The following is a 23,715-nucleotide window of genomic DNA, read 5'->3' on the forward strand; positions in this document are numbered from 1 at the left end:
GCTTGCTGCACAGCTGCCAACTCACCGAAAAAAAGAGCGAGGCCCTTTTGGCCTCGCAGTTTGGGGGGGAACGTCCTTGTCTATCGAGGCCAGGGCAGGGAGTATGTCTTGACGTTTGTGAAGAATTTCATGGCTTCCAGAACGCCTTCCTTGACGGCATTGCCGCTGTCCTTGATGCCGCCGAAGGGCGACATCTCGATGCGGTAGCCGGGCTGCTCCCAGATGTTGCATGTGCCGACATTGAGACCGTTGATATAGGCGATGGCCCGGTTGAGGTCGTTGGTGCACACACCCGAGCTCAGGCCGAATTCGGTCGAGTTGGAAATCGCCATGACCTCCTCGTCATTGTCGGGAACACGAACGATCGGCACGATCGGGCCGAATGTCTCTTCCATGACCAGTTCCGAGCCGTGTGGAACCCTGTCCACCACGATCGGCGGCAGCAGGGCGCCCTGTCGGCCGGGATGATAAAGGATCTCGGCCCCTTCCTCAGCTGCCATCAGGACCCGCTTTTCGAACAGTTCGGCCGCCCGGGCATGGACCACGCAGCCGAGCTGGGTGTCCGGGTCCATCGGGTCGCCGAACTTTATCGCCCTGGCCTTTTCCAGGACCTTGGGAACGAAGCGGTCCGCGACGCTTTCCTGAACCAGGATACGCTTGACCGCGGTGCATCGCTGGCCGGAGTTGCCGGTCGCTCCGGCAACGGCAATCGTCGCGGCCTTTTCCAGGTCCGCATCGGACAGGTCGTTGAGGATGATCAGGGGGTCGTTGCCACCAAGCTCCAGCGCGGTCCGCTTGTAGCCGGCCTTGTCGGCGATCATCTTGCCCACCGGCACACCGCCGGTGAAGGTGATGATGTCGATGTTGTCGTTGGTGATCATTTCATCACCGATGTCCTTCGGCCAGCCGGTGACGATCTGGAACATTTCGTGCGGCAGGCCGGCCTCGTAGAGGATATCGGCCAGCGCGATTGCCGTCAGCGGGGTCAGCTCCGTCGGCTTGCAGACAACGCAGTTGTTGGTGGCGATCGCCGGGGCGATCTTGTGACTGACCATGTTGAGCGGATGGTTGAACGGCGTGATCGCCGATATCGCCCGCACCGGTTCGCGCTTGGTGAAGATCTTGCGGTCCTTGCCCTGGGGGGTCAGGTCGCAGGAAAAGATCTGGCCGTCATCCAGGATCGCCATCTGGCCGGCCAGGGTGAACACGTCATACGACCGGCCTGTCTCGTAGAGCGCATGCTGGTGGCAGATGCCCAGTTCCAGCGTCAGCCATTTTGCCAGCCAGTCGCGCTTCTCGCGGATCAGTTCGGCGGCGCGGAACAGGATCTGCTGGCGCTCGTAGCGGGTCAATGCCGGTGTGTAGTCGGCTGCGATCTGGAACGCGCGCGCGGCGTGCCCGGTCCCTCCGGCCGGTACGGTTCCGATGATCTCGTCCGTATAGGGGTAATGTACGGGCACGACGTCGTCGGTGAACACCTTTTCACCGCCAATGCGCATGCCCTCGTTGCGGATTTCTACGTTGATGGTCATCTCACTGGGCCGCTGCTTTGGTTGCATAAAAGAAGGCGTCGAAATTGCGCAAGGTCGGAGCCTCCGGCAGTTCGATCTTGCGATTGACGATGAACGGGACCACCTGCTCGGTCAGCCCGCCGTGGCTTCTCAGGGGCTCCTTCAGCGCCGCAAGGTCGTGACGGTGCGCGGATGTGCCGATGCAGATGTTCTCGCCCGAGACCATCACCAGGTCACCGATCCTGTCACCCGGCAGCTCGAATTCCCGGATGGCCTCCTCCCTGGTCAGCACATGGGTGATGCCGTCGGTCGCGCGCAGCCTGGCAATGATGCCGGCCTGGTCGGCGCCCTCCGGCAGGTAGGTGGTGGCAAAGGAACCAAGGGCACCGTGGTGCACGACATAAGGGTCGGTGATCGGCAGGATCACACGGGCCTTGTCCTTGCCCAGCCAGTCGTCCATCAGGTCCTGTACATAGACGACGGCGGGGGAGCCGTCGGCCAGATGCTTCGGCTTCATACCGTGGTCGGCGGTGACAACGATGGCCGCGCCCAGCTCGTCCAGCTGTGCCAGGTACCTGTCGAACATGGCATAGAAGTCGAGCGCGCCCTGCTGGTCCGGAGCGAACTTGTGCTGAATGTAGTCGGTGGTCGACAGGTACATCACATCCGGCCTGAATTCCGTCAGGAGCTTCACCCCGGCGGCGAACACGAATTCCGACAGTTCGGCGGAGTAGACTTCCGGCACGTCCATGCCGAGCCACCTGGAGGCGTCGTCGATGCCGTTTTCGGCAAGCGTTGCCTGATCGGACTTTTCCGAGGAGAAGCAGATCGCTCGGCCCTCGTCGAACTTCAACCCGGCACCCAGGAGCGCCCGCAGCTTGTCCTTGGCAGTCACCACGGCAACCCGGGCCCCGGCCTCGTAGAACCTGGAGAACAGCGTCGGCGCACGCAGGAAGCGCACGTCATTCATCATCACTTCCTCACCCGTATCCGGATCGATCAGGTAATTGCCGCAGATGCCGTGCACGATCGGCGGCCGGCCCGTGGCGATCGACAGGTTGTTGGGGTTCGTGAACGAGGGAATGACAGAATGCGCCAGCTTGTCCGTGCCTGCCGCCCGCATCCTCTTCAGCGTCGGCATCAGACCACGGGCAATCGCCACATCAAGATACTCCGGTTCGCAACCGTCGAGGCAGATCGAAACAGCCGCTACCTTCGGAGCAGGGTAAACACGCCCGTTTGCTTCAACGCTCGTTTCAATTGTCATGTTTGTTCCTTGTTGTTCAGGAGGCCAGTTTGGCGCGTTCTTGCAAAGCTGCTTCGGGTGGTGTGGCGGCGGCAACATCCATCTCGCGCAGCGAATCTCTCGCAGCAACAACGACTTGCCGCATTACGTGCTCATCCATTTGACCGATGCAACCGACCCGGAAACTGTCAACCATGGTCAACTTGCCCGGATAAATGATGAAACCCTTGTCTTTCATGAGTTCGTAAAAGCGGCTGAAAACGAAATTCGGATCCGCCGGACAGAAGAATGTCACGATGATTGGTGACAGCCAGCGATTGTCGAGCAACGTCTCGAAGCCGAGTTCCCGCATGCCGCTGACCATGACATCCCGGTTCCGGATATAGCGGCGTCCGCGGCCGGTCACTCCCCCTTCGGCTTCATGGGCTCGTAACGCCTCCAGGAAGGCAGCGACGACATGAGTGGGAGGAGTGAAACGCCACTGGCCGGTCTTGTTCATATGCGCCCATTGAGCATGGACATCCAGGCTGAGCGAATGGCTGTTGCCTTTCGCAGCTACGAGTTCCGAATTCCTGGCCAGAATAAATCCGAAACCCGGAACACCTTCTATGCATTTGTTCGCGGAACTGACCATTGCCTCGTAGCGGATCTTCGAGGCCTCCAGAGGGATCGCGCCGAATGCGGACATGCTGTCGACCAGCAATTTCCGTCCGGCTGCATAGACCGCTTCCGAAATTTCCTCCACCGGGTTCAATATTCCTGAAGAGGTCTCGCAATGGATTGCCACAACATGACTGATCGCCGGATCAGTTGCGAGAATTTGGGCCACTTCATCTCCGCGCGGAGGCAGATAGTCACCCTTGTCGAGCAACTGGTAGTCCCGTCCCAGGTAATCGAGTGTCTGTGCGGCCCTGAGGCCATAGGCCCCGTTTGCCAGCACAAGCGCCTTGCTGTCCTTCGGGATGAACGAGGCCAGCATTGCTTCGACCGAAAATGTGCCGGATCCCTGCATCGGCACACAATCGAACGCATCCGACCCGTCGCCCAGAAGAGCAATCAGGCGATCACGCATTTCCCGGGTCATCGCGCGAAAATCGCCGTCCCAGCTTCCCCAGTCCACGAGCATGGCCTCCTTGACGGCATAGGACGTCGTCAGCGGTCCTGGCGTCAAAAGATATGGTTCACCCAGACGTGGCGGCTCAATCCGTGGGTTATGGGCGTTCATCGGAAACTCTCCAAGATTGGTGGTTCCCGAGTACCATTGCAGCAATTATATCTATATGTGAAATTGCAAAATTCAATCAAAACATAGGCTGTGCCTATATACTGAATTCCGGGGGTTTGACGTGCGCCACAGTCAGTTGAAAGCCTTTCACCATGTTGCTCTTCTGGGCGGGTTTTCACGTGCTGCGGAAGCGCTTTGCCATACGCAACCGGCCATTTCGGAGCAGGTTCGCAAATTGGAGCAAGACCACGACGTTCTGCTGTTTCACCGCGAACGCAAGCGTGTGCATCTCACCGAAGCGGGCGAAACGCTTTTCCGAATGACGAGGCAATATTTCGAGATTGAACAGCAGATCGAGGAATACATGTCCGAAACCGGCGCAGCGATCGAGGGCGAGCTCCGCATCATTGCCGATTCCGCACATCATGTGACGACTATCCTGACGGAGTTTCGCAAGAAATACCCCAATGTCACCGTCACCTTGAGGGTTGGAAACACCAAGGAAATTGTCGAGGAGCTTCGCGGTTACAACGCGGAAATCGGCATTGCCGGCAGTGTCGATCCCGGCAAGGACATGGACACGCTCAGCCTAGGGAGCACGGAAATCACCGCTTTTGCAGAGCGCGGATTCCTTCCGGCGGACAAACGCTGCCTCACGCTCGAAGAGCTGTCGAAACTTCCGCTGATCTTTCGCGAGGAAGGCTCGAAAACGCGCGCAAAGCTGGTGGAAGCCGCTGCTGAACATCATATCAGGCTCAAGCCGGCGATCGTGGCCGAAGGCCGCGAGGCTGTGCGCGAAGTGGTGGCATCGGGCGCCGGGATCGGCTTTGTGTCCAGGGCCGAATTCGGCCATGACGACCGGCTTGTTCAGATCAGCCTGACGGATGTCGATCTGAAAATGAGTGAAACACTCGTGCATCTCGCGCAAAGACGGGAGGTCAAGGTGATCCGCCACTTCATGAGCGTTGCCCGAAAGGAGATGAGCTTCGAAAGCGACGGGCCTTCCGAAGCAACCTCAAGAGGTTAGGCATCCCAAAACGCCCGGATAAACGACTATCGTGTTCGCCAGGCCTGCGTCCGTTTCAGGATGCCCTTTGAAGCGATCAGGTGCAGGATCCGGGCCGCTGCATTGGTATAGAAGATCATCATGCCCATCGCCGCCGCGGGAGCGATGTCGCCTGCATCATCCATGTTCAGGACCGCAATCGAGGCGAGAGTCGTCTTTGGCGAATAGAGGAATACCACTGCGGAGACGGTGGTCATGGCATTGACGAAGAGATAGATGGATATGTCCAGGATCGCCGGTAAGCAGACCGGCACTGTTACCCGAGCGAACAGTTTCATGGTTGGCTGCTTGAGCGATGAGGAAACGGCTTCGAACTCGCGGTCCATCTGTTTCAACGCCGTCACGGCGGTCAGGTGGGACACTGTGTAGAAGTGGGTGACCGTGCAGATCACCAGGATGGCCATCGTGCCGTAGATGAAATTCAACGGATTGGACGGGCTGTTGAAGAAGAAGATATAGGCAAGTCCCAGAACCATGCCAGGAATGGCCATCGGCAGCATGGCAAACATCTGGAACAATGATCGTCCGACCCGGAAGCCATTCGTTTTCTCGACAAGATAGGCTCCGAAGAAGACTACCGATGTCCCGATGACCGCTGTCAGCAGAGCCAGTTCGATGGAATTGAAGTAGGAGCCCCAGCCGCCGCCATCCATTTTGTCGAACTGGTAGTTGTTCAGGCTCAGACTGAGATCATAGGGCCAGAACTTGACCAGGGCCGCAAATTGGCAGACCGCCAGCAAGCCGACGATGAAAAGCGCGACCAGCGAGGAATAGACCAGAAAGATCCGGTCCGTCCTGGTGTTGGGCGACGGGGCGTAAGGGACTGAGCGTGCCGAAAGCAGCGCAACCTGTTTCGATTGCACGAGCCGGTCGATGGCAAAGGCCAGGATTGCCGGGACCACCAGAACGACGGACACCACGGCGCCCATTTCAAAATTTTGCTGTCCGATGACCTGTTTGTAGATATCCACCGCCAGGACGTTGAACTGGCCGCCAATCACCTTGGGCAAGCCGAAATCCGTTATCACGAGGTTGAACACGACGAATGTCGCCGAGATCAGGCCGTAACGTGCTCCAGGTACGGTTACGGTCCAGAAAGTACGCCAGGGCGTGGACCGCAGCGATGTCGCAGCTTCGTAGAGACGAGAATCGGAAATCGCCAGCGCGGTCGAGATGATGAGAAAGGCATGCGGGAAAGTGAAAAACACAGATCCGATAACGATGCCGATCGGCCCATAGATCGAAGCGCCGAACAACAGCCCCTTCAGCATTCCCTGATTGCCGAACAGGTAGACGAGCGCGATGCCGGGCAGAAGAGACGGCACCAGGATGGGCATCATCGCAATCAGACGGAAAACGCCTTTGAAACGCATGCAGCTGCGGTTCAGCGCGTAGGCAAACCAAAACGCCAGCGACACCGTGATGACGGTAGAAATCGCGGCGATCAACAGCGAATTCTTGATCGAGTTGAACAAGGCCGGCGTCGAGAAGTAGCTGACGAAGTTGGAAATTCCGGTGGATTTCACCGGCCGCAGTTGTACGCGCCTGAAGGTGTTGCTGTCCAATTCCAGCCAGTCCAGCGTGTTGTACAGTTTGGAGCCGACCAGGAACCTGCCTCCTTCGACACTGTTCCGGATCTTGTAGTGTACCGGGCTCCGGAAACTGAAATCCGGGAAAAACTTGGTAACGCCCAACCTGCTGTCGGAACTGCCGGCCAGGTCCGAAGCTTCATAAACATTTGTGCGTGCATTCAGTTCCGTCCCCGTCAAAATCGCTCCGTCGAAGACGCCCGCGTCGTCGCTGATCTGAAATTCGTATTGGGACAGGTCAAACTGATACGTTGAAAACGACTTTGAGAGCATTGCCCAAAGCGGAAACGCCAGTGTGATCAGCAAATAAAGCGCAATGACAATCATGCCCCCACGCATGATGATGTCGTCGCGGCTGAGTTTCGGCTTGATTTCCGGACCCGCCGGCATCGTGTCGGGCGTGGTGTCCAGAACGCTCATGCCGGCGCCTCCGGACTTTCAAAGGCCATCAGACGGTCCACGGGCAGCTCGATTACCATGTTCTTGCCTTCGCCGAGGTCGAGGCGGCGGACGGCATTGATCGAAAAGTCGGCAAATAGCTCCGTGCCACCGAAAAGGTCATTTTGCAGCCGGCACCGCCAGAACGATCCGAGAAACTCCATTTCATGAAGCAGGACTTCGATGCAATTGCGATTCTCGTCACCCGGCTGGTAGCCGACTTCGTGAGGAATGACGTCTTCCGGCCGGATTGCCGCGACAACCGCGTCTCCTCCCCGGAAACTGTGCTCGTGGCAGGCGAAGGTCTTTTCACCGATGCTCAGGCTGCCGTCGTCGGCGACCCTGGATTTGATCTGGTTCATTTCGCCGATGAAATCGGCAACGAACAGGCTGGACGGCTCGCGGTATATTTCCGTCGGAGCACCTACCTGTTCGATCACGCCGTGATTCATCACCACGATACGATCCGCCATGCTCAGGGCTTCTTCCTGATCGTGGGTCACCATGACGGTGGTCACACCGAGTTTTCTCTGCAGTTCCTTGATTTCATGCCGCAAGTGAACACGGACCTTCGCATCGAGAGCGGAAAGCGGTTCGTCCAGAAGAAGAAGGCCGGGATTGGTCGCAATTGCGCGCGCCAGGGCGATGCGCTGTTGTTGTCCGCCGGACAGCTGTGCCGGATATTTCTTTCCCTGGTCCGGAAGGCCGACCAGATTGAGCAATTCCGTAACGCGGGCCGTGATTTCAGATTTGCTGCGTCCCGCGTTTTCAAGGCCGAATGCGATATTCTTCTCGATCGTCAGGTTGGGAAACAGGGCATAGGACTGAAAGACGATGCCGAAATCACGTTCGGAAGGGGGAAGATTAGAAATGTCCTTGCCCGCCTGTTTGACCGTGCCCTTGGTTTGCAGGTCGAGCCCGGCAATCGCGCGTAACAGCGTTGTCTTGCCGCAACCCGATGGACCAAGGAAACAGACGAATTCGCCTTCATTGATGGTGAGCGAAATATCCTTGAGCGCCATGAAGCTGCCAAAGGCCTTCCAGAGATTTTCGATGCTCAGATAAAGTTTTCCTGAGTCGGCAGGCTGGGTCACGGCGGAAGTCCTTACGTCATAATGTTTCATGGCGTTCCGGGGGCAGGCAAATTGGATAGGAAAATGTCGAACAAGACAAGCGGAGGCGCCGGGCCCCCGCTCTCAGTCTGGTTATTTTGCTTCCGACTTGCCGTCGTAGCGTGACTGCCATTCTTTCAAAATGGCGGCCCGATTGTTCGCTGCGAATTCGAAGTCGTTATCGATCATCGCGTCCAGCAGCCCTTCAGGGAAATGCTCCACGGGCTTGGCAACGCCCGGATAGGCAACCACCGCGTAGCCGGTATTGTACATTTCATTGGCTTCTTTGGTGACCGAAAAGTCCAGAAGCTTTTGTGCAGCTTCAGCGTTGGCGGTTCCTGCAACGATTGCAGAAGCTTCCATGTCCCAGCCTACGCCCTCGCTCGGAACGATGATTTCAAGCGGTGCGCCGGCAGCCTTGGACTTGGCACCGCGGAAGGCGAAGGAAACACCGATCGGAATCTCACCTGCTGCGGCAAGTTTGCACGGCTTGGAGCCGGAATGTGTGTAACGCGCGATGTTTTCGTGCAGCGCGTCCATGTATTCCCAGCCGCCTTCTTCGCCGAACATCTGCAGCCAGCTGGAAACGTCAAGGAAACCTGTTCCGGAGGAATTCGGGTTCGGCATGATGACGTGACCCGCATACATCGGATCGGTCAGGTCTTTCCAAGATGTGGGAGGCTTGAGACCGGCCTTTTCAGCCTCGACTGTATTGTAGCAGACAGAAGCAACCCATGCGTCCATGCCGACCCACGCGGGTGGATTGTCGCCGTCGACGAATTTCTTGTCGAGTTTGTCGACGCCAACCGGTGCATAGGGCTCCAGCATGCCTTCGGACTTCAAAAGAAGCAGCGAGGTTGCCGCCAGTCCCCAGATCGCATCGGCTTGCGGATTATCACGTTCAGCCAGAAGCTTCGCGGTGATAATTCCAGTGGAGTCCCGAACCCAGTTGATCTTGATGTCCGGATTGCTTTCGTTGAATTTTTCCGCGTAGCGCTTGAGGTCTTCAGCCTCGACGGCTGTATAGACCGTCAGTTCGGTTTCGGCTGCCACCGGAGCAGCCAGCAGTACACTCGCTGCCAAGGAAGCCAAAAAGGTCCTCGTATATTTCATCACGTTCTCCTCGATTCAGGTTTCAGGAATTGGAAAATCTATGCCTCCTTCATCCCGAAGCGGTCAGTTTGGCAGGTTCTCTGCACAAGAAAAATCGATTATGTCTACCATGTCATAGGCTGAGCTTATGCATGATTGCTTTCTAGGCAAATGTTCCACCAACACATGGTTCCCCTCTGACGCCAACCCTGTTTGGTTTGACGGCAAAGGAAATCATGTCACAAAGCTTCTGACAATGCTGGTCTTTTTTGAAAGCTAACTTGATCGCGGACGCGCGCCATGCGGGTCATACGGTGTTCGCAGATAAGGACTCGCCTTGTGTCTTTCCCCGGCCAGATCGATTTCCCAGCTGTTTTCGGCCAGATACTCTGCCGTGACCTTCCGGGAGGCGTTGAGCTGAACCAATGCGACTGCCGCGCCAAGTGTGTGACCATAGGCAGCAGAGCGGACCTCCCCGATCACGGAACCGTTGCAAAGCACTGATTCTCCACCCCAAAGTTGCGGCAGCCCGCTTTGAAGAACCATCTGAACGATCCGCGTATTCTGGTGCGTTGGATCTGACTTCGAAGCAAGGAGGGCTTCCTTGCCGACAAATCCGCAGGGTTTTTCGAAATCGACAGCAAATCCCAACCCGGCCTGCAGGGGCGTAATGTCGGGTGTGAGCTCGCGGCTCCATGCCCGAAACCCCTTTTCAATTCGCAATCCTTCAAGTGCGTAATAGCCGGCATCGCGAATGCCATGTTGTTCGCCTGCCTGCATCAGGTCTTCGTAGACACCGACCGTGAATTCGACCGGTACGATCAACTCCCAGCCCAGCTCACCGACATAGGTCATTCTGTTCGCAAGGACCGTCGCATAGCCCAGATCGATCTTTTGAACGGTGCCGAATGGAAAGGCGTCGTTGGAAAGATCGGATTGCGTGACGCTGGCAAGGACCTTTCGTGATGCCGGCCCCATCAGGGACAGAACCGACCAGGAGCTGGTCACATCTGTCAGGAATACATGTGCATCCGGTTCGAAGTTCTTGCGGAGCCAATCGGTATCCCTCACGGCCTGGGCAGAACCGGTGATGATCAGAAATTCGTCCAGCTTCAGGCGCAATACCGTGAGATCGCTTTCAAATCCGCCGCGATTGTTCAAGAGCCCGGTGTAGACCGTTCGTCCGGGCGCAACATCGATGTTTCCCGCGCAGATCCGATTGAGCTGACTGCAGGCATCTTTCCCCTGAACAAGCAGCTTGGCGAACGAACTCTGGTCAAACACCACCACTGCCTCACGAGCCGCTTTGTGTTCCGCGCAGACGGCCTCGTGCCAGTTCTGCCGGCCAAACCCGTACTCGGTCTTCTCGCCCTCTTCGAAGGCAAAGTAGTTTGCACGTTCCCAACCCATCTTCGAACCGAACACGGCATTTTTTGCGGCAAGCCGGTCATAAAGGGGGGATCGGCGGAAAGGCCGGGCGCTGTCCAGTTCCCGGTTGGGCCAGGGCATCGCATAGTGAAGGCCCAGCACTTCCTTCACCCTGTCATGAAGCCAGGTGGGGTTGTTGTTGAAGTCGGCAAAGCGCCGGATGTCGACGGCGAACAGATCCATGGTCGGGGCGCCTTCCACGATCCACTCTGCCAGCGCCCTGCCGGCACCGCCCGCACTTGCAATTCCCATGGAATTGAAGCCGGCTCCCACAAAGAAGTTCTTCACTTCCGGTGTCTCGCCCAGCAGATAGTTGTTGTCCGGCGTAAAGCTCTCGGGGCCGTTGTAAAACTCCCGGACACCCGTCTTTGCCATTTGCGGCACGCGGGTCAGGGCATTTTCCATCAGGATTTCGAATTGATCCCAATCGTCGGGCAAGAGCTGAAAGAAGAAGTTTTCCGGAATTCCGTTCATCCCCCAGGGCTTGGCTTCAGGCTCAAACCCCCCCATGACGAGACCGCCGGTTTCTTCCTTGAAGTAGATGTATCCGTCAGGATCCCGCAACACCGGAAGGTCCGGGTTCACACCCTCGATCTGCTCCGTCACGATATACATGTGTTCGGCTGAGTGGAGCGGCACGTTGGCGCCGCACATCCGGCCCACGCGGCGGGCCCATTGGCCGGCGCAGTTGACAACCACTTCCGCCTCGATCCGGCCGTGCTCTGTTTCCACCCCTGAAATCTGGTTGTTTTCGGTCAGGATATCCGTCACCTGAATGCCTTCCACGATCCTGGCACCGTGCCTCCGTGCGCCCTTTGCAAGGGATTGTGTCAGGTCGGTGGGATTGGCCTTGCCGTCGCCGGGCATCCAGAGCCCGCCTTTCAGGTCGTCAACCTGCATCACCGGCCATTTGTCCCTTGCCTCGCCCGGAGTGATGACGTCCACGTCGACACCCTGGGCGCGGGCGGCAGCTGCCGTTCGCAGCAACATGGTCATTCGGTCATCGCTGCGTGCAACAGTCACCGAACCGCATTGCATCCACCCGGTCGCCAAACCGGTTTCCTTCTCCAGCTCGGAATAAAGTTGCGTCGAATAGCGGATCAGGTTGGTCATGGCGGGCGTGCTTCGCAGCTGACCCACCAGGCCGGCCGCATGCCATGTCGTGCCGCAGCTCAATTGGCCCTGCTCGAGCAAGACAATGTCCGTGTGGCCCAGCCTCGCGAGATGGTAGGCAACCGAACAGCCAACGATGCCCCCGCCGATGATTACATATTGCGCCCTGTCCGGAAGACCGGTTCCAACCATATCAAAAACTCCGTCCACGAGATTGCATCTCGGAGAAGCATTTCATAATTGGCAAAATTTTGCAAATATCTTCAATTTATTGCAAATTACTATTCGTCTCGACCTGCAATGCATCCAGCTTGCCAAGGATATCGGGTGGTGGCGATGTGTCCGAAATCAGGACCGTTCCGGGAGGGGGAGGTGGCATGACGACCTGGCCGACGACACCAAATTTGGAACTGTCCGCCAGGATCAAAGCAGTTTCGGCCTGTCGCATCATTCGTGCCCTCAGATCCGCGGCTTCCCGTGAGAAATCCGTAAAACCGGCGCGTGCGCTCAACCCGCCTGCACTGACAATTGCAAACTCGGCTCGATACCTCGCAAGATTTTCAAACACCTCCAGTCCGAAGGTCGCCAATTCGGCAGGATCCATTCGGCCACCGAGCAACACCACGTCGAAACAGGCGGGCGCTATCAGCTCCGCAATTTTGAGATCATTGGTGACCACTCGCAACTCTCTGCGTTGTCTGGCCAGGTCTCTGGCGACTTCGAGAGTGGTTGAACCATTGTCTATGATGATTGAAGAGCCTTCGGGGATCATCGATGATACCCGGCTTGCAATCTTTGCCTTGCCTTCGGAATTGCGGTGCACACGATCTGCCATCGGTGCCTCTTTCGAAACGACCGGAGCGGCCCCGCCGCGCACCTGGGACAGTTTGCCCTGACCGGCAAGAAACTCGATATCCTTGCGCACTGTTTCCCGGGACACACCCAGGCGCTCGGTAAGAGACCTGATGGAGACGGCGGGATGCTGTTTCACTTCTTCGAGAATAACGGCGTATCGTTGGTCAGGTAACATCATGGGCGCTTTCAGATTTTCATCTGGCAACTTGCCAATTTTTGCCAAGCCGGACAAGGCGGCAAATCGAGCATTTTCCTTTGTCCGCTGAAAAACAAGAGCCTCTGCTCGCACGTTGCTGCTGCGCTCAGGCGGGTTGAATTCCGTTGATTGAAATCAAGCCGTTTGAGCCAGCTCCGGGGTAGTCTCACGTACAATCCATGGATGTTTGAACAATTGCCTCGGGACACAGCAAAATGAAGACGCTTATCAAGACCGATTGTTGCGAAGGCAACTCTGAACGAACCCTGGCGTCGATAGACGAAACCGTTTCCAGGGCTCTGGACCTTTGTTCTCCTCTGCAGGAGACGGAAAACGTATTGTTGCCCGAGGCAGTCGGCCGGGTCACGGCCGGCGACACGATCTCCCTCTTTTCGCTCCCCATTCACGAGCATTCGGCTGTCGATGGATACGCACTCGGTGGTGCTGGCAATAACCCGTTCGCGATTGTCGGCCGCAGGATCGCAGGTGACAATCCGAAAGGACGCATACGCGACAATGAAGCGATGCGCATCATGACGGGAGCGCCGACACCCGCGGGAACCTGCGCCGTTGTAATGCAGGAACATGCGCGCGTCACCGACGGTATCGTGACACCGGATTTCAACGTGCCGCCCGGCGACAACATTCGCCGTGTCGGTGAGGACGTAAAGGCTTCCGACACACTGGTACGGAGTGGCACTCGGCTTGATGCCCGCCACACGGCATTGCTGACGGCAAGCGGTTACCGGAGTGCCTCTGTTGTCAGGACAATCAGGGTCGCGGTCTTTTCGACGGGAAACGAACTCAGGGATACGGGTGTCGGAATGGGACCGGGCCATATCTTCGATACCAATCGCCCGATGCTGAAAACCCTATTGTCGTCGGGAAATGTCGATGTGTCAGATTTCGGGATAGTTCCCGATACACGCGACGAAATCGTGAGGGTCCTGAAAGAATCAGCGGCATCTCATGACCTGATCATTACCTCCGGGGGAGTTTCTGTCGGCGAGGAAGATCATCTGAAACCGGCCGTGATTGAAGCCGGAGGAGCCATCGAAAGCTGGAGGATGGCAATCAAACCGGGCAAACCCATAGCGCTCGGCAATATCGGCAAGGCCGTCTATCTCGGCCTGCCGGGCAATCCGTTGGCGTGTTTTGTTGATTTTCTCCTGGTTGGCCGGCCGATACTCGATGGCTTGACAGGTGCAGCCCGTCGAGCCGCACTTGTTCAACAGGCGAAGGCAGCATTTCACTGGGAGCGGCGTGCCGGCAGGCATGAGTTTTTCCCCTGTAACATCGTTGGTACCAGCGACGAGGGTCTGCCTCTTCTGGAAAAAACGGGCCGGGCCGGATCGGCAAGGCTGATGCCGCTCATCGAAGCCGACGGACTGGGCGCGGTCAACGCCGGTTGCGCCACTGTGGAACCGGGAAGTCGCCTCGAATTCTACCCCTTCCGGGCGGACATGGGGCTGTAGCCAATCCGACCTGTTTGTTGTGAATCAGGTTATTCGATCTAACGGCCAGGTCTGTGTGCTTTCAGGACATTCGGATCAGTGTCGACAAAAGCCGCGCCGATCAAGTCAAGACAATAGGGAACAGCTGCAAAGACCGCTGTCAGGCAGACGTCGATGCTGGCAGGTGATCCCGGTAGATTGAGAATGAAGGTCTTGCCGCGCACTCCCGCTGTTTGGCGGGAGAGGATCGCTGTCGCGACGTAGTCCAGACTTGCCTTGCGCATCAGTTCGCCGAATCCCGGAAGTTCCTTGGTCAGAACAGATTGGGTTGCTTCTGGTGTCAGGTCACGCGGTGCGGGACCGGTGCCACCGGTCGTCAGGATCATGTCGTAGGCTTTTGCGTCGCTGAGTTCGATCAGGGTATCCCGTGTTGTTTCGAAACCATCCGGGATGATGATTCTGTCGATCCGCATGTGCGTTGAGACCGTTCGCATAAGCCAGGCTTCGACCGCCGGGCCACCCCGGTCTTCATATTCACCTCGCGAGGCCCGATCCGAAATGGTGAGAATGGCTATCCGCATCCGCCTCATCCCCCGAGTGTCGACATGGCGCGCGATATTCCATTGACCGAACCGCCGTCGATATGAAAATCGTGACCGCGCGGTTTCAGGAAAACCTTCTCTCGCACGAGTTCGGCAACTTTCTCATTACCGTCCGACTGTCGCAGTTGATCGCGCAACGACAGCCCTCCCTCCTGCCCCATGCAGGTATAAAGTTCGCCCGTACAGCTCAGCCGTATGCGGTTGCAATCGGAACAGAAATCGCAGGACATCGGCGTTATGAAGCCGAGTTTGCCGCCTGTTTCCTGCAATCGGACATATTTTGCCGGGCCGCCGGTGCTTTCCGTCAGCGGTTCCAGGGTCCAATGATCCTCTAGGCGTTTGCGGAGATCGGCGAGCGAGAGAAAACTGCGGCCGCGCTGCGACGCGACGCCTCCAAGCGGCATTTCCTCGATCAGCGTCAGGTCCATGTCACGATCATGCGCAAACCGGATCAGGTCAAAAAGCTCATGTTCAAATGCGCCCTTTTGGGCGACGGCATTCAGCTTGATGTGAAGACCTGCGTCACGTGCCGCATCCAGTCCGGCAAATACGCGATTGATATTCCCCCATCGCGTGATCGTGCGGTACCTGTCCGCGCTGAGCGTATCCAGCGAAACATTGACGCGGCGGACGCCGCACTCCGCAAGACGCTTGGCGTAGCGGGACAGCAGCGACCCGTTTGTCGTTAATGTGACCTCATCCAGGTCACCATTTTTAAGATGCCGGTTCAGGTTCTCAAACAGGCTGATGACGTTCTTGCGGACCAGCGGTTCACCGCCGGTCAACCTGATCTTTCGGACACCATGCTCCATGCAGATTGTGGTCAGTCTGTAGAGTTCTTCCAGTGACAGAAGGTCCTTTCGCGGCAGAAATGTCATGTTTTCCGTCATGCAGTAGGTACAACGCAGGTCGCATCGGTCGGTCACCGACAGACGGAGATAGGTTGCTGTGCGGCCGAACCGGTCCTTGAGCGATTTTCCGGGAGAATTTGAATCAGGCATGGTGATTTTCGATCCGGTGTCATGTCAATCGGGAATTGAAAACGCTTGGTGGGCGCGCCTTCACGCAGGCAACCGTCGTCCGTATCAGTGCGGAATATCCTCGTTCAATTTCTTCACCAGAAGTTCCAGCTTCTCACCCGCTCGTCCGGAAAGTGATTTTTTCCAGCTGGTTGGCGGATTTTGCCAGGCTTCCCGATCGCCAACTGCAATCAGCATCACCATTCCATATCGTCCGTGAACCTTGCAGGTCAGCACGTAGAGCCCGGGAACGTCCATGGTTCGCGTTTCCGACGCTGTATTGGCAATGGAGATTTTTTCAACACCTTCCGGGATCAGCCCGTTTGCGCTTTTGACGGTGTGCTGGCCGCGGGAATTGTTGAAGGTGACGCGGCCCCCAACGGGCAGGCGGACAAAGTCCGGCTCGAACCTGAACATGTCCAGGACGAATTCTGCGGTCGGATCACTGATCTGGTCGATGCTCTGGCTTGGGCTGCCGGATTGCGCTGTGGCGAGATTGGGCAACAACAGAAGCGTCAGGAATGCCAAAGAGACCACGCGTATCATCGAGATCCTTTGCCAGGTCATCGTGTCGCCTGTTCTGTGCTCGAGTTTTGCCGGTGGTTTGGCAACTGTGGCAACAGCCAGTTCATGAGTCGCTCCACATCGGCTGGAAGATCTGCGGCCATGTCGGCGCTGAAGTCTTCCCATTCAGGTTCGTAACGCTTTTTGACTGCTGTCAGGACCGGGATTCCCAATTCGACGGCCCGTTCGATAACGGGTCGAAATCCTCTGCCTTCGGCTTCGCCTCTGCCGAAGCGGCTGAGAATCAGAACATCCGGCTGCTTTTCCAGCTGGCGCGACAAATCTTCGGCAGCGTTTGCCAGAGCCCCCGGATCCAGTCGGCAGCCTGTTGAACCCGGCCCCAGAGGCTGCGTGATGCGGGTGTGCGAGCCGCTGGCAAGATCCTCCAGATGGGAAATCGGACAGCAACTTCCACCATCTGGCGTTCGACGTTGCACACATCCGGCCACGGTCACCCCAAGTGACTGCAACTGCTCGATAAATGCATCCAGCGCAGGATCGACTTCCGGCCCGTGACCATATCTGATTGCTGCAAGGGGTTTTGCGTCATACATGAGAAACTGCTCCTCAAACACCACGTTTGCGCGGGCGTCCGCCATTGGCGATCTGTCTCAGCCGGTGAACGTCCTGAATCGTCACCAGATCCGCCTCCGGCAGGTTGATGACCCCTTCAGCGGTCAAGGTGGTAAAGCCGCGGCTGACGGTTTCGGGTTGGAGACCGAGATAGTCGGCAATGTCCCGGCGCCCGAAAGGGATGGCCACCGTATTGAACTGCGTGCTCTTTCGCGGAAGCGTCCGGTTCTTGAGTTCGAAAAGGAAGGCTGCAATTCGCTCAATCGGTGTTTTTTTTGCCAGATCATTGCTGTGATCCAGAAGCTGGAACAGAACACTGTTCATCTGGTCCATGAAATGATCGCGGGTCAGGTTGGATAGGCGCAGCAGATTTTCGAAAACCGGCTGCTCCATAACCTGAACAGCACTTGGTGCCAGCGCGGTTATTGCACCGTTGAGCTGCCGGTTCAGCGAGGCGAGGTTGATGTAGTCACCCGGGAAAAAAAGACCGGTAATGGTCCGTCTTCCGTCGCTGAGATGAGCTACGATTCCGACGGAACCTGTCAGAACGCCGATGACGGGAGAATTCGGAAGCGTTTCCGGTTCGATTTCCTGTCCGGATGCCAGCGCGAAGCGGTTCACACCTTTCGGAAGATCGGCATTGAACGCAGCCCGGAGCTCGGAACAAATGCAATTTCGGGCGTGAAATCCGCATGAGTGTACCAACCCGCACGCATTTTCCGCTGCTCGTTCGGTTTCGTTGAAACCGCAGCCCTCCAAACCGATCAGAGATTGCATTCATCGCCCCTATCTGAATTCGGCAGGAGTATAGGAGTGCAACGCAATTGCCTGTTTGACATTGCTCAATAGAAGTTGACAATTGAAACTTGATAATATTCGAATATTAGAAATTAAATAACTGAACTTTGAAAAGAAAAATCAAGATCTAAAAAAAGTCGCATGAACTGATTGCAATCAGTGCCGTGGTTCCAGAAAGGCGAATACTGGCCCTATCAGGGGAGAGGCAGGACGACCCGGTCTTGGGCCGTCTGATTGTTAATGCTCCCCTCCAAAACGGAGGGTCCTATGCGCCTAACTGCAAGTATTGCAGCTCTGCTATTAGCCACCACGGCCGTCTGGTCCGCTGATCAGGGCCCGGTCACGCCGATGGAGGTCAATCCGGAGCTGGCCGAACTTGGCAAACGTTTGTTCTATGATGAACGCCTGTCCGGAGACACGAATCTCTCCTGCGCGTCCTGCCATCAGCCGGATCTCGCCTTTACCGACGGCGAAGCGTTGTCGACGGCCTATAGCGGTTCGGAAGGTTTCCGGAACACACCCACCCTGGTCAATGTCGGTCAGCGTGCAGCGTGGATGCATGATGGGCGCCTTGGCACAAACCTGAACGACGTGTCCCGTGAAATGATCACGGAAGACTACATCATGAACATGGACATGCGGATGATGCAGGAGCGTCTGAAACAGGATCCTGTCTATGTCGAAATGTTCAAGGCTGCGGGCAAGGGTGAGCCGTCCAACGGCGGTGCGCGTTCCGCACTTCAGGAATTCCTGAAGTCGATCGCCTCTTCCGGGGCTCCTTTCGATACCGGCGACATGAGCGAAGCCGCCAAGCGCGGTTATGTGAATTTCAAGGGCAAGGCCGGCTGCACCGCCTGTCACTCCGGTGACCGTTTCACCGACGATCAACCGCACAATATCGGTGTTCCGAACAATCCGGATATCTGGTCCGATCCGCTGCGTCATCAGACCTATGTCGGCTACGCGAAGTTCATGGGTGTCGAAAACTACATGAATGTCCGTGAAGACCTTGGCGCATATGTCCGCGACCACAAGGAAGGCTCCAGACGATCCTTCATGACGCCGACATTGCGCGAGCTGACCTATACCTCGCCTTACATGCACAACGGCATGCTGGAAACCCTGGAGGACGTGATCGAGTTCTACAACCAGGGTGGCGGTGAAGATCCGAACAAGGATCCACGGCTGTCGTCGCTCGGTCTGACCCGAGGTGAAAAATCCGATCTGGTCGAGTTCCTCAAGGCGCTGTCCGGTACGAGCTACAACCAACCTGCCTATGTCTGGGAACAGGATGACTACGAATATGAAGTCGTTCCCGACTGGAAAAACGCGACAAACTGAGGAGACAGGATCATGTCAAAAGCCATGAAGAAAACCGTCTCCGCATGGGCACTTGCAGGGGCATCCGCCCTTGCAATCGCCACCGGAGCCATCGCTGCCGACCGGCCCGCCGACCTGGCGCCTCTCGGGGACCCGCCGATCCCGGCGGACAATCCGCAGACACCGGAAAAGATCGAACTCGGCAAGATGCTGTTCTTTGACCCGCGCCTTTCCGGCAACGGTGCCATGCCGTGCTCGGCCTGCCACCTGCCGGATGCCGGCTGGGACTTCCCGGACAAGATTTCGCTGGGATATCCCGGAACAGTTCACTGGCGGAATTCCCAGACCATCGTCAACTCCGCCTATTACGGCAACCTGTTCTGGGCCGGCTCTTCCAAGTCGCTCGAAGCCCAGGCCAGGTCCGCTGCCAAGGGCGCAGTTGCCGGCAACGGTGAAGACGACATGCTGGAAGCCCGTCTTGCCTTTGTTCCGGAGTATCGCGAGCGGTTCAAGGATGTATTCGGAACTGAATATCCGCGTCTGGGTCATGCGTGGATGGCGATCGCCGCGTTCGAGCGTACCCTGGTTCAGACCGACACGCCGTTCGACAACTATATGCGCGGCGATGATGCTGCGCTGGATGAAGCCCAGAAACGCGGCCTGGAGCTGTTCACCGGCAAGGCCGGTTGTTCGCAGTGTCACAACGGCGCGCTGCTGACAAACCAGAAATACTACAATCTCGGCGTGCCACCCTATGACGGATGGGAAACCGACGAAATTGCGCAGATCACCTTCCGCTATGAGCTCTATGCAAAAGGCTCCACGGAAGAAATGTACCGGACCTTCAAGGATGATCCCGGCGCCTATTTCCGTGCAAAGGACAAGAACCATCTCGGCAAGTTCCGCGTTCCGTCCCTGCGTTACACAAAGTACACGGCCCCGTACATGCACAACGGCATGATCGAGACGCTGGAAGACGTTGTTGAATTCTACAACCAGGGCGGGGGTGAGAACGAGTTCGCCAAGACCAAGAGCGAACTCATCAAGCCGCTCGGACTCAACGATGACGAAAAAGCCGATCTGGTGGCCTTCCTGGAAAGCCTCACCGGTGAACGAATCGTGATGGAGGAGCCGGAGCTTCCCGAATACGACGTTCTTCCGGCGGCCTCGAACTAAGGAGACGGATTATGACAAAACACCAGACCCCGATCGATCCGGCCCTGATCGAAGCCATCAATGGCCCGAAGGAAGTCGCGAAGACCGGCAAGCGGTGCCTGATGAACCGCCGTCAGTTTCTACTGACGTCAGGCATCACAACTTTCACGGTGATGGTCGCACTGAAAGCGGGTCCGGCCTCGGCGAAGGTTCCGGCCGTTGTGTCGACCTATGAGCGCAAACATATCGGCAAACTGTCCGGGTTGAAGGAAGACGAGCCACTCGACTTTACCTATCCCGATGACGGTGCGTACTCGGAATCCATGCTGGTCAAACTCGGTCGAGAGGCCGGTGGCGGCATAGGGCCGGACAAGGATGTGGTGGCGTTCAACTACACCTGTACCCACCAGGGCGGCCCGCTTCAGGGCACCTACAAGTCCGATGACAAGGTTCTCGGACCATGCCCGCTACACCTGACCACATTCGATCTGACACGCCACGGCATCTTCATTTCCGGACAAGCCTACCAGAGCCTGCCACAGGTGCTCCTGGAGCTGGATGGCGATGACATCTACGCCGTTGGAATGTTCGGCCTGATCTACGGCCGCTATGACAATCTCAAGGGCTGAGGAGACCGAGAATGTCCACACCCTATTATATCCCCGAGACGAATATCCCGCTGCCGCCGGTGGATGCAGATGTGATCTCGACGGCGTGCGACTACTGCATCGTCGCCTGCGGTTACAAGATCTATCGCTGGCCGGTCAAGGGCGGCAAGGTTGGCGGCGAAAAGGCCGATGAAAACGCGTTCGGCGTCGACTTCCCGGTCGACCCGCTCGGCCCCTGGGTCGCACCGAACCAGTACAATGTTGTCCTGCATGACGGGGAACCTCACCACGTCATCATCATCCCGGACAAGGATACGGAACACGTCAATCTCCTGGGCAACTCCTCCATTCGCGGTGGAGCTCTTGCACAGAAGGTCTACAATCCGCAGACGCCGACCCGTGACCGCCTGAAATCTCCCATGATCCGCATGTTCGGTGTTCTGATGCCGGTCACCTGGGATTTTGCAATGGAGATCGCGGCGGAAGTCGGCAAGCATGTGATCAGGACGCATGGCGAGAACGCCTACTGCGTCAAGACCTTCTCCTATGGCTATATGGAAAACACCTACGCCATTACGAAATACGCACTGAACAGCGTCAATACCGCAAACTTCACGTTCCACGACACCCCGTCAGACGTCACATCGACACCGGGTTTCCGCGACGCGGGCTTCGACAATTTCGGCCCGTCTTACGAAGACTGGCGCGATGCCGAAACGCTTCTGGTCTGCGGCACCGACCCATATGAAACCAAGACGATCCTCTTCACTGACTGGATGATGCCTGGCATTCAGAACGGTCAGAAAGCGATCTTCATGGTGCCGCGCAAGACCGGCGGTATTGCCTATGCCGAAAAGAATGGTGGCATGTGGCTGGACATTCAGCCCGGAACCGACCTTCTGGTCGTCAACGCCATCGCTCGTGTCATCGTCGAAAACGGCTGGGAAGACAGTGACTGGATCCAGAAATGGGTCAACAACAAGTGGGAAAGCTCGTCCGGTTTCGGCCAGGGTACGCGGAACACGCCATGGCAATGGCGGACCACTTGGGGCAAATTCCAGACCGCCGGATTTGAAGACTGGAAGAAATGGCTCCTGTCCCAGGACGAATTCGCACCGGAACAGGCGGCCGAGATCGCCCAGATCGACGTCCGGAAGATCTACACCGCTGCGGAGTGGATGGCGAAGCCGAAGGAAGACGGTTCACGTCCGAAGACATCGGTCATGATCGAAAAAGGCTTTTACTGGTCGAACAACACCGGCAACACACAGGCGATTTCCGCGCTCGGCATCATTGTCGGCGCCGGTGGACGCCCTGGCCAGGTTATCGGTCGTGCCGGTGGGCACCAGCGTGGTGGTCTGCGCGGCGGCAAGTACCCGCGCAACAAGTCACCTGAGAAACTGCCCGGCCGTCGTCGCCGCGCAATGGATACGGACAGGTATCTCATGTCCGGCCACACACGCTTTGCGCACGTGATCGGCAATACCTGGATCCAGTCCATGTGCGGCTCGCAGTCGCTTGCTGCCAAGTTCAACGAATTGACGGTGCAAAATCCGCATCAGATCCGTTCGTTCGACAAGCAGGAGATTATCGATACCCTGAAGCGGCGCGTCGACAGCGGGGGCATGGTTGTCGTCAACCAGGATATCTATCTGGTTGATCCGATCGGCGCCCGCTATGCCGACATCGTGTTCCCGGCAGCAGGCTGGGGCGAGGACAATTTCACCCGTGCCAACGGCGAGCGCCGCATAAGGCTCTATCCGAAGTTCTATGATGCTCCCGGGGAAGCCAGGCCGGATTGGTGGATCATCGCCCAGTTGGCGACGGCCATGGGCTACAAGGGATTCGACTGGAAGAACTCCAACGAGGTTCTGGAAGAAGGCGCGCGCTTCTCCCGTGGCAGCCGCAAGGACTTCTTCAATGTCAAGGTCGTCGCTCAGCGTGAAGGCAAGACCCTTCACGAGAAGCTGGCCGAGTTCGGCACCAACGGCATCCAGGGTCCGGTCCTCCTTCAGGACGACGGCACGCTGGTCGGCACCAAGCGTCTGCACGACACCGAGCGCAAACTGCCGGCCGATGGTCCGTCCGGTGCGAACCGTCTGGGCAAGAAGCTGACGCATTTCAACTCGCAAACCGGCAAATGCAATATCCAGAAGTCGCCATGGAGCCTGTTCTCCGACTACTGGGCATGGCTGAAGCCCAAGGACGACGAACTGTGGGTCACGTCCGGACGCATCAACGAACGCTGGCAGTCCGGATACGACGATCGCCGCCGTCCGTACATCGTTCAGCGCTGGCCGGAAAACTGGGTTGAAATCCATCCGGATGATGCCGCGGAGCGCGGGATTGAGAACGGCGACTACGTGATGATGTATTCTGACCGCATCCCGGTCCAGAAGGACACGATCCTCGGGGTTGAAGGCGATGACTTCCAGTTCACCAAGCTGATGGAGCATGGCCATATCGAATTGACCGAGGCAGCGATCACGGCGGTCGCCATCGTCACGCCGGCTGTGAAGAAGGGGCTTCTCTACATGGATTTCCTGCACACGGCTCAGCCCGCGAACGCTTTGTCCGGACGGGTGGTCGACTGGATCAGCGGTAACTACAACTACAAGATGGGCGTTGGCCGTATCCGCAAGATCGGTACCTCGCCCTACAAGACCAGCTACCGGTCCATGTCATTCGCGCGTCGCGACATCGCCTGACGGCACATCGCAAGACTGATCAAGATCAAGGCGGGAACGTGAG

Annotated in this window: 19 protein-coding genes; 6 read left to right on the plus strand and 13 right to left on the minus strand. The window is 57.3% G+C overall.

The features are described 5' to 3' along the window. Window positions 1-80: 80 nt before the first annotated feature. Genes phnY through ACO6TI_RS06540 form a run of 3 tightly spaced genes read right to left on the minus strand, consistent with a single transcriptional unit; the run spans window position 81 to window position 3,982 of the window. Window positions 81-1,532, minus strand: a complete 1,452-nt coding sequence (phnY, locus tag ACO6TI_RS06530) for a phosphonoacetaldehyde dehydrogenase (protein ID WP_422384587.1) — start codon at window positions 1,530-1,532, stop codon at window positions 81-83. Between the two features lies 1 nt (window position 1,533). Next, window positions 1,534-2,778 (minus strand): phosphonoacetate hydrolase, encoded by a 1,245-nt coding sequence (gene phnA / locus ACO6TI_RS06535; protein WP_422384588.1) that lies wholly within the window; start codon window positions 2,776-2,778, stop codon window positions 1,534-1,536. Between the two features lie 16 nt (window positions 2,779-2,794). Continuing rightward, the gene (locus ACO6TI_RS06540; RefSeq protein WP_422384589.1) at window positions 2,795-3,982 is read right to left on the minus strand and encodes a 2-aminoethylphosphonate--pyruvate transaminase; all 1,188 of its coding nucleotides are present in this window, start codon (window positions 3,980-3,982) and stop codon (window positions 2,795-2,797) included. 121 nt (window positions 3,983-4,103) lie between these two features. Between ACO6TI_RS06540 and ACO6TI_RS06545 the strand changes: the two genes are divergently transcribed. Next, on the plus strand, window positions 4,104-5,009 hold the full coding sequence (locus ACO6TI_RS06545; protein WP_422384590.1) for a LysR substrate-binding domain-containing protein: 906 nt from the start codon (window positions 4,104-4,106) through the stop codon (window positions 5,007-5,009). Between the two features lie 26 nt (window positions 5,010-5,035). Here ACO6TI_RS06545 and ACO6TI_RS06550 read toward each other — a convergent pair whose 3' ends face one another. The 5 genes from ACO6TI_RS06550 to ACO6TI_RS06570 all read right to left on the minus strand — a co-directional run bounded on the left by ACO6TI_RS06550 (window position 5,036) and on the right by ACO6TI_RS06570 (window position 12,853). Beyond that, on the minus strand, window positions 5,036-7,048 hold the full coding sequence (locus tag ACO6TI_RS06550; RefSeq protein ID WP_409860865.1) for a putative 2-aminoethylphosphonate ABC transporter permease subunit: 2,013 nt from the start codon (window positions 7,046-7,048) through the stop codon (window positions 5,036-5,038). Window positions 7,049-7,053: 5 nt separating this feature from the next. Beyond that, entirely contained in the window at window positions 7,054-8,199 is a 1,146-nt protein-coding gene (locus ACO6TI_RS06555; RefSeq protein ID WP_422384591.1) for a putative 2-aminoethylphosphonate ABC transporter ATP-binding protein, read from the minus strand. An 81-nt stretch (window positions 8,200-8,280) separates the two neighbouring features. Then, window positions 8,281-9,300, minus strand: a complete 1,020-nt coding sequence (locus ACO6TI_RS06560) for a putative 2-aminoethylphosphonate ABC transporter substrate-binding protein (RefSeq protein ID WP_055391905.1) — start codon at window positions 9,298-9,300, stop codon at window positions 8,281-8,283. Window positions 9,301-9,555: 255 nt separating this feature from the next. Next, window positions 9,556-12,012: a GcvT family protein gene (locus ACO6TI_RS06565; protein ID WP_422384592.1), complete on the minus strand. Its 2,457-nt coding sequence runs from the start codon at window positions 12,010-12,012 to the stop codon at window positions 9,556-9,558. Between the two features lie 76 nt (window positions 12,013-12,088). Further along, the gene (locus ACO6TI_RS06570; protein WP_158705569.1) at window positions 12,089-12,853 is read right to left on the minus strand and encodes a DeoR/GlpR family DNA-binding transcription regulator; all 765 of its coding nucleotides are present in this window, start codon (window positions 12,851-12,853) and stop codon (window positions 12,089-12,091) included. A 233-nt stretch (window positions 12,854-13,086) separates the two neighbouring features. Here ACO6TI_RS06570 and ACO6TI_RS06575 point away from each other — a divergent pair, with 233 nt between their 5' ends. After that, window positions 13,087-14,346 (plus strand): molybdopterin molybdotransferase MoeA, encoded by a 1,260-nt coding sequence (locus ACO6TI_RS06575; RefSeq protein ID WP_422384593.1) that lies wholly within the window; start codon window positions 13,087-13,089, stop codon window positions 14,344-14,346. 38 nt (window positions 14,347-14,384) lie between these two features. On the opposite strand, the gene mog is transcribed toward ACO6TI_RS06575, so the two are convergent. The 5 genes from mog to ACO6TI_RS06600 all read right to left on the minus strand — a co-directional run bounded on the left by mog (window position 14,385) and on the right by ACO6TI_RS06600 (window position 17,860). Then, on the minus strand, window positions 14,385-14,906 hold the full coding sequence (gene mog / locus ACO6TI_RS06580) for a molybdopterin adenylyltransferase (protein ID WP_055391916.1): 522 nt from the start codon (window positions 14,904-14,906) through the stop codon (window positions 14,385-14,387). Window positions 14,907-14,911: 5 nt separating this feature from the next. Then, window positions 14,912-15,928 carry a GTP 3',8-cyclase MoaA gene (gene moaA / locus ACO6TI_RS06585; protein WP_422384594.1) on the minus strand — a complete coding sequence of 339 codons (1,017 nt, stop codon included), beginning with the start codon at window positions 15,926-15,928 and terminating at the stop codon, window positions 14,912-14,914. Window positions 15,929-16,012: 84 nt separating this feature from the next. Next, the gene (locus ACO6TI_RS06590) at window positions 16,013-16,513 is read right to left on the minus strand and encodes a plastocyanin/azurin family copper-binding protein (RefSeq protein WP_422384595.1); all 501 of its coding nucleotides are present in this window, start codon (window positions 16,511-16,513) and stop codon (window positions 16,013-16,015) included. Continuing rightward, window positions 16,510-17,109: a DUF2478 domain-containing protein gene (locus ACO6TI_RS06595; RefSeq protein ID WP_422384596.1), complete on the minus strand. Its 600-nt coding sequence runs from the start codon at window positions 17,107-17,109 to the stop codon at window positions 16,510-16,512. Before ACO6TI_RS06595 ends, ACO6TI_RS06590 begins: the two co-directional genes overlap by 4 nt. Further along, complete coding sequence (locus ACO6TI_RS06600; protein WP_055391898.1) at window positions 17,078-17,860, minus strand: Crp/Fnr family transcriptional regulator; 783 nt, start codon at window positions 17,858-17,860, stop codon at window positions 17,078-17,080. The genes ACO6TI_RS06595 and ACO6TI_RS06600 overlap by 32 nt, the downstream gene beginning before the upstream one ends. Before the next feature lie 288 nt (window positions 17,861-18,148). Between ACO6TI_RS06600 and ACO6TI_RS06605 the strand changes: the two genes are divergently transcribed. The 4 genes from ACO6TI_RS06605 to ACO6TI_RS06620 are packed head-to-tail and all read left to right on the plus strand — an operon-like array spanning window position 18,149 to window position 23,672. Continuing rightward, on the plus strand, window positions 18,149-19,222 hold the full coding sequence (locus ACO6TI_RS06605) for a cytochrome-c peroxidase (protein ID WP_422384597.1): 1,074 nt from the start codon (window positions 18,149-18,151) through the stop codon (window positions 19,220-19,222). 12 nt (window positions 19,223-19,234) lie between these two features. Then, window positions 19,235-20,377, plus strand: a complete 1,143-nt coding sequence (locus ACO6TI_RS06610; RefSeq protein WP_409860774.1) for a cytochrome-c peroxidase — start codon at window positions 19,235-19,237, stop codon at window positions 20,375-20,377. An 11-nt stretch (window positions 20,378-20,388) separates the two neighbouring features. After that, the gene (locus tag ACO6TI_RS06615) at window positions 20,389-20,985 is read left to right on the plus strand and encodes an arsenate reductase (azurin) small subunit (protein ID WP_196880133.1); all 597 of its coding nucleotides are present in this window, start codon (window positions 20,389-20,391) and stop codon (window positions 20,983-20,985) included. 11 nt (window positions 20,986-20,996) lie between these two features. After that, window positions 20,997-23,672: an arsenate reductase (azurin) large subunit gene (locus tag ACO6TI_RS06620; protein WP_055391896.1), complete on the plus strand. Its 2,676-nt coding sequence runs from the start codon at window positions 20,997-20,999 to the stop codon at window positions 23,670-23,672. Window positions 23,673-23,715 lie beyond the last annotated feature (43 nt).

This window comes from Roseibium album, from assembly GCF_965233825.1.
Lineage (GTDB): Bacteria > Pseudomonadota > Alphaproteobacteria > Rhizobiales > Stappiaceae > Roseibium > Roseibium album.

Bases quoted from the DNA above. Each gene is read 5' to 3' on its own strand.
- phnY (WP_422384587.1), bottom strand. From the start codon at position 1,532: ATGACCATCAACGTAGAAATCCGCAACGAGGGCATGCGCATTGGCGGT.
- phnA (WP_422384588.1), bottom strand. From the start codon at position 2,778: ATGACAATTGAAACGAGCGTTGAAGCAAACGGGCGTGTTTACCCTGCT.
- ACO6TI_RS06540 (WP_422384589.1), bottom strand. From the start codon at position 3,982: ATGAACGCCCATAACCCACGGATTGAGCCGCCACGTCTGGGTGAACCA.
- ACO6TI_RS06555 (WP_422384591.1), bottom strand. From the start codon at position 8,199: ATGAAACATTATGACGTAAGGACTTCCGCCGTGACCCAGCCTGCCGAC.
- ACO6TI_RS06560 (WP_055391905.1), bottom strand. From the start codon at position 9,300: ATGAAATATACGAGGACCTTTTTGGCTTCCTTGGCAGCGAGTGTACTG.
- ACO6TI_RS06565 (WP_422384592.1), bottom strand. From the start codon at position 12,012: ATGGTTGGAACCGGTCTTCCGGACAGGGCGCAATATGTAATCATCGGC.
- ACO6TI_RS06570 (WP_158705569.1), bottom strand. From the start codon at position 12,853: ATGATGTTACCTGACCAACGATACGCCGTTATTCTCGAAGAAGTGAAA.
- ACO6TI_RS06575 (WP_422384593.1), top strand. From the start codon at position 13,087: ATGAAGACGCTTATCAAGACCGATTGTTGCGAAGGCAACTCTGAACGA.
- mog (WP_055391916.1), bottom strand. From the start codon at position 14,906: ATGCGGATAGCCATTCTCACCATTTCGGATCGGGCCTCGCGAGGTGAA.
- moaA (WP_422384594.1), bottom strand. From the start codon at position 15,928: ATGCCTGATTCAAATTCTCCCGGAAAATCGCTCAAGGACCGGTTCGGC.
- ACO6TI_RS06590 (WP_422384595.1), bottom strand. From the start codon at position 16,513: ATGACCTGGCAAAGGATCTCGATGATACGCGTGGTCTCTTTGGCATTC.
- ACO6TI_RS06595 (WP_422384596.1), bottom strand. From the start codon at position 17,109: ATGGCGGACGCCCGCGCAAACGTGGTGTTTGAGGAGCAGTTTCTCATG.
- ACO6TI_RS06600 (WP_055391898.1), bottom strand. From the start codon at position 17,860: ATGCAATCTCTGATCGGTTTGGAGGGCTGCGGTTTCAACGAAACCGAA.
- ACO6TI_RS06605 (WP_422384597.1), top strand. From the start codon at position 18,149: ATGCGCCTAACTGCAAGTATTGCAGCTCTGCTATTAGCCACCACGGCC.
- ACO6TI_RS06610 (WP_409860774.1), top strand. From the start codon at position 19,235: ATGTCAAAAGCCATGAAGAAAACCGTCTCCGCATGGGCACTTGCAGGG.
- ACO6TI_RS06615 (WP_196880133.1), top strand. From the start codon at position 20,389: ATGACAAAACACCAGACCCCGATCGATCCGGCCCTGATCGAAGCCATC.
- ACO6TI_RS06620 (WP_055391896.1), top strand. From the start codon at position 20,997: ATGTCCACACCCTATTATATCCCCGAGACGAATATCCCGCTGCCGCCG.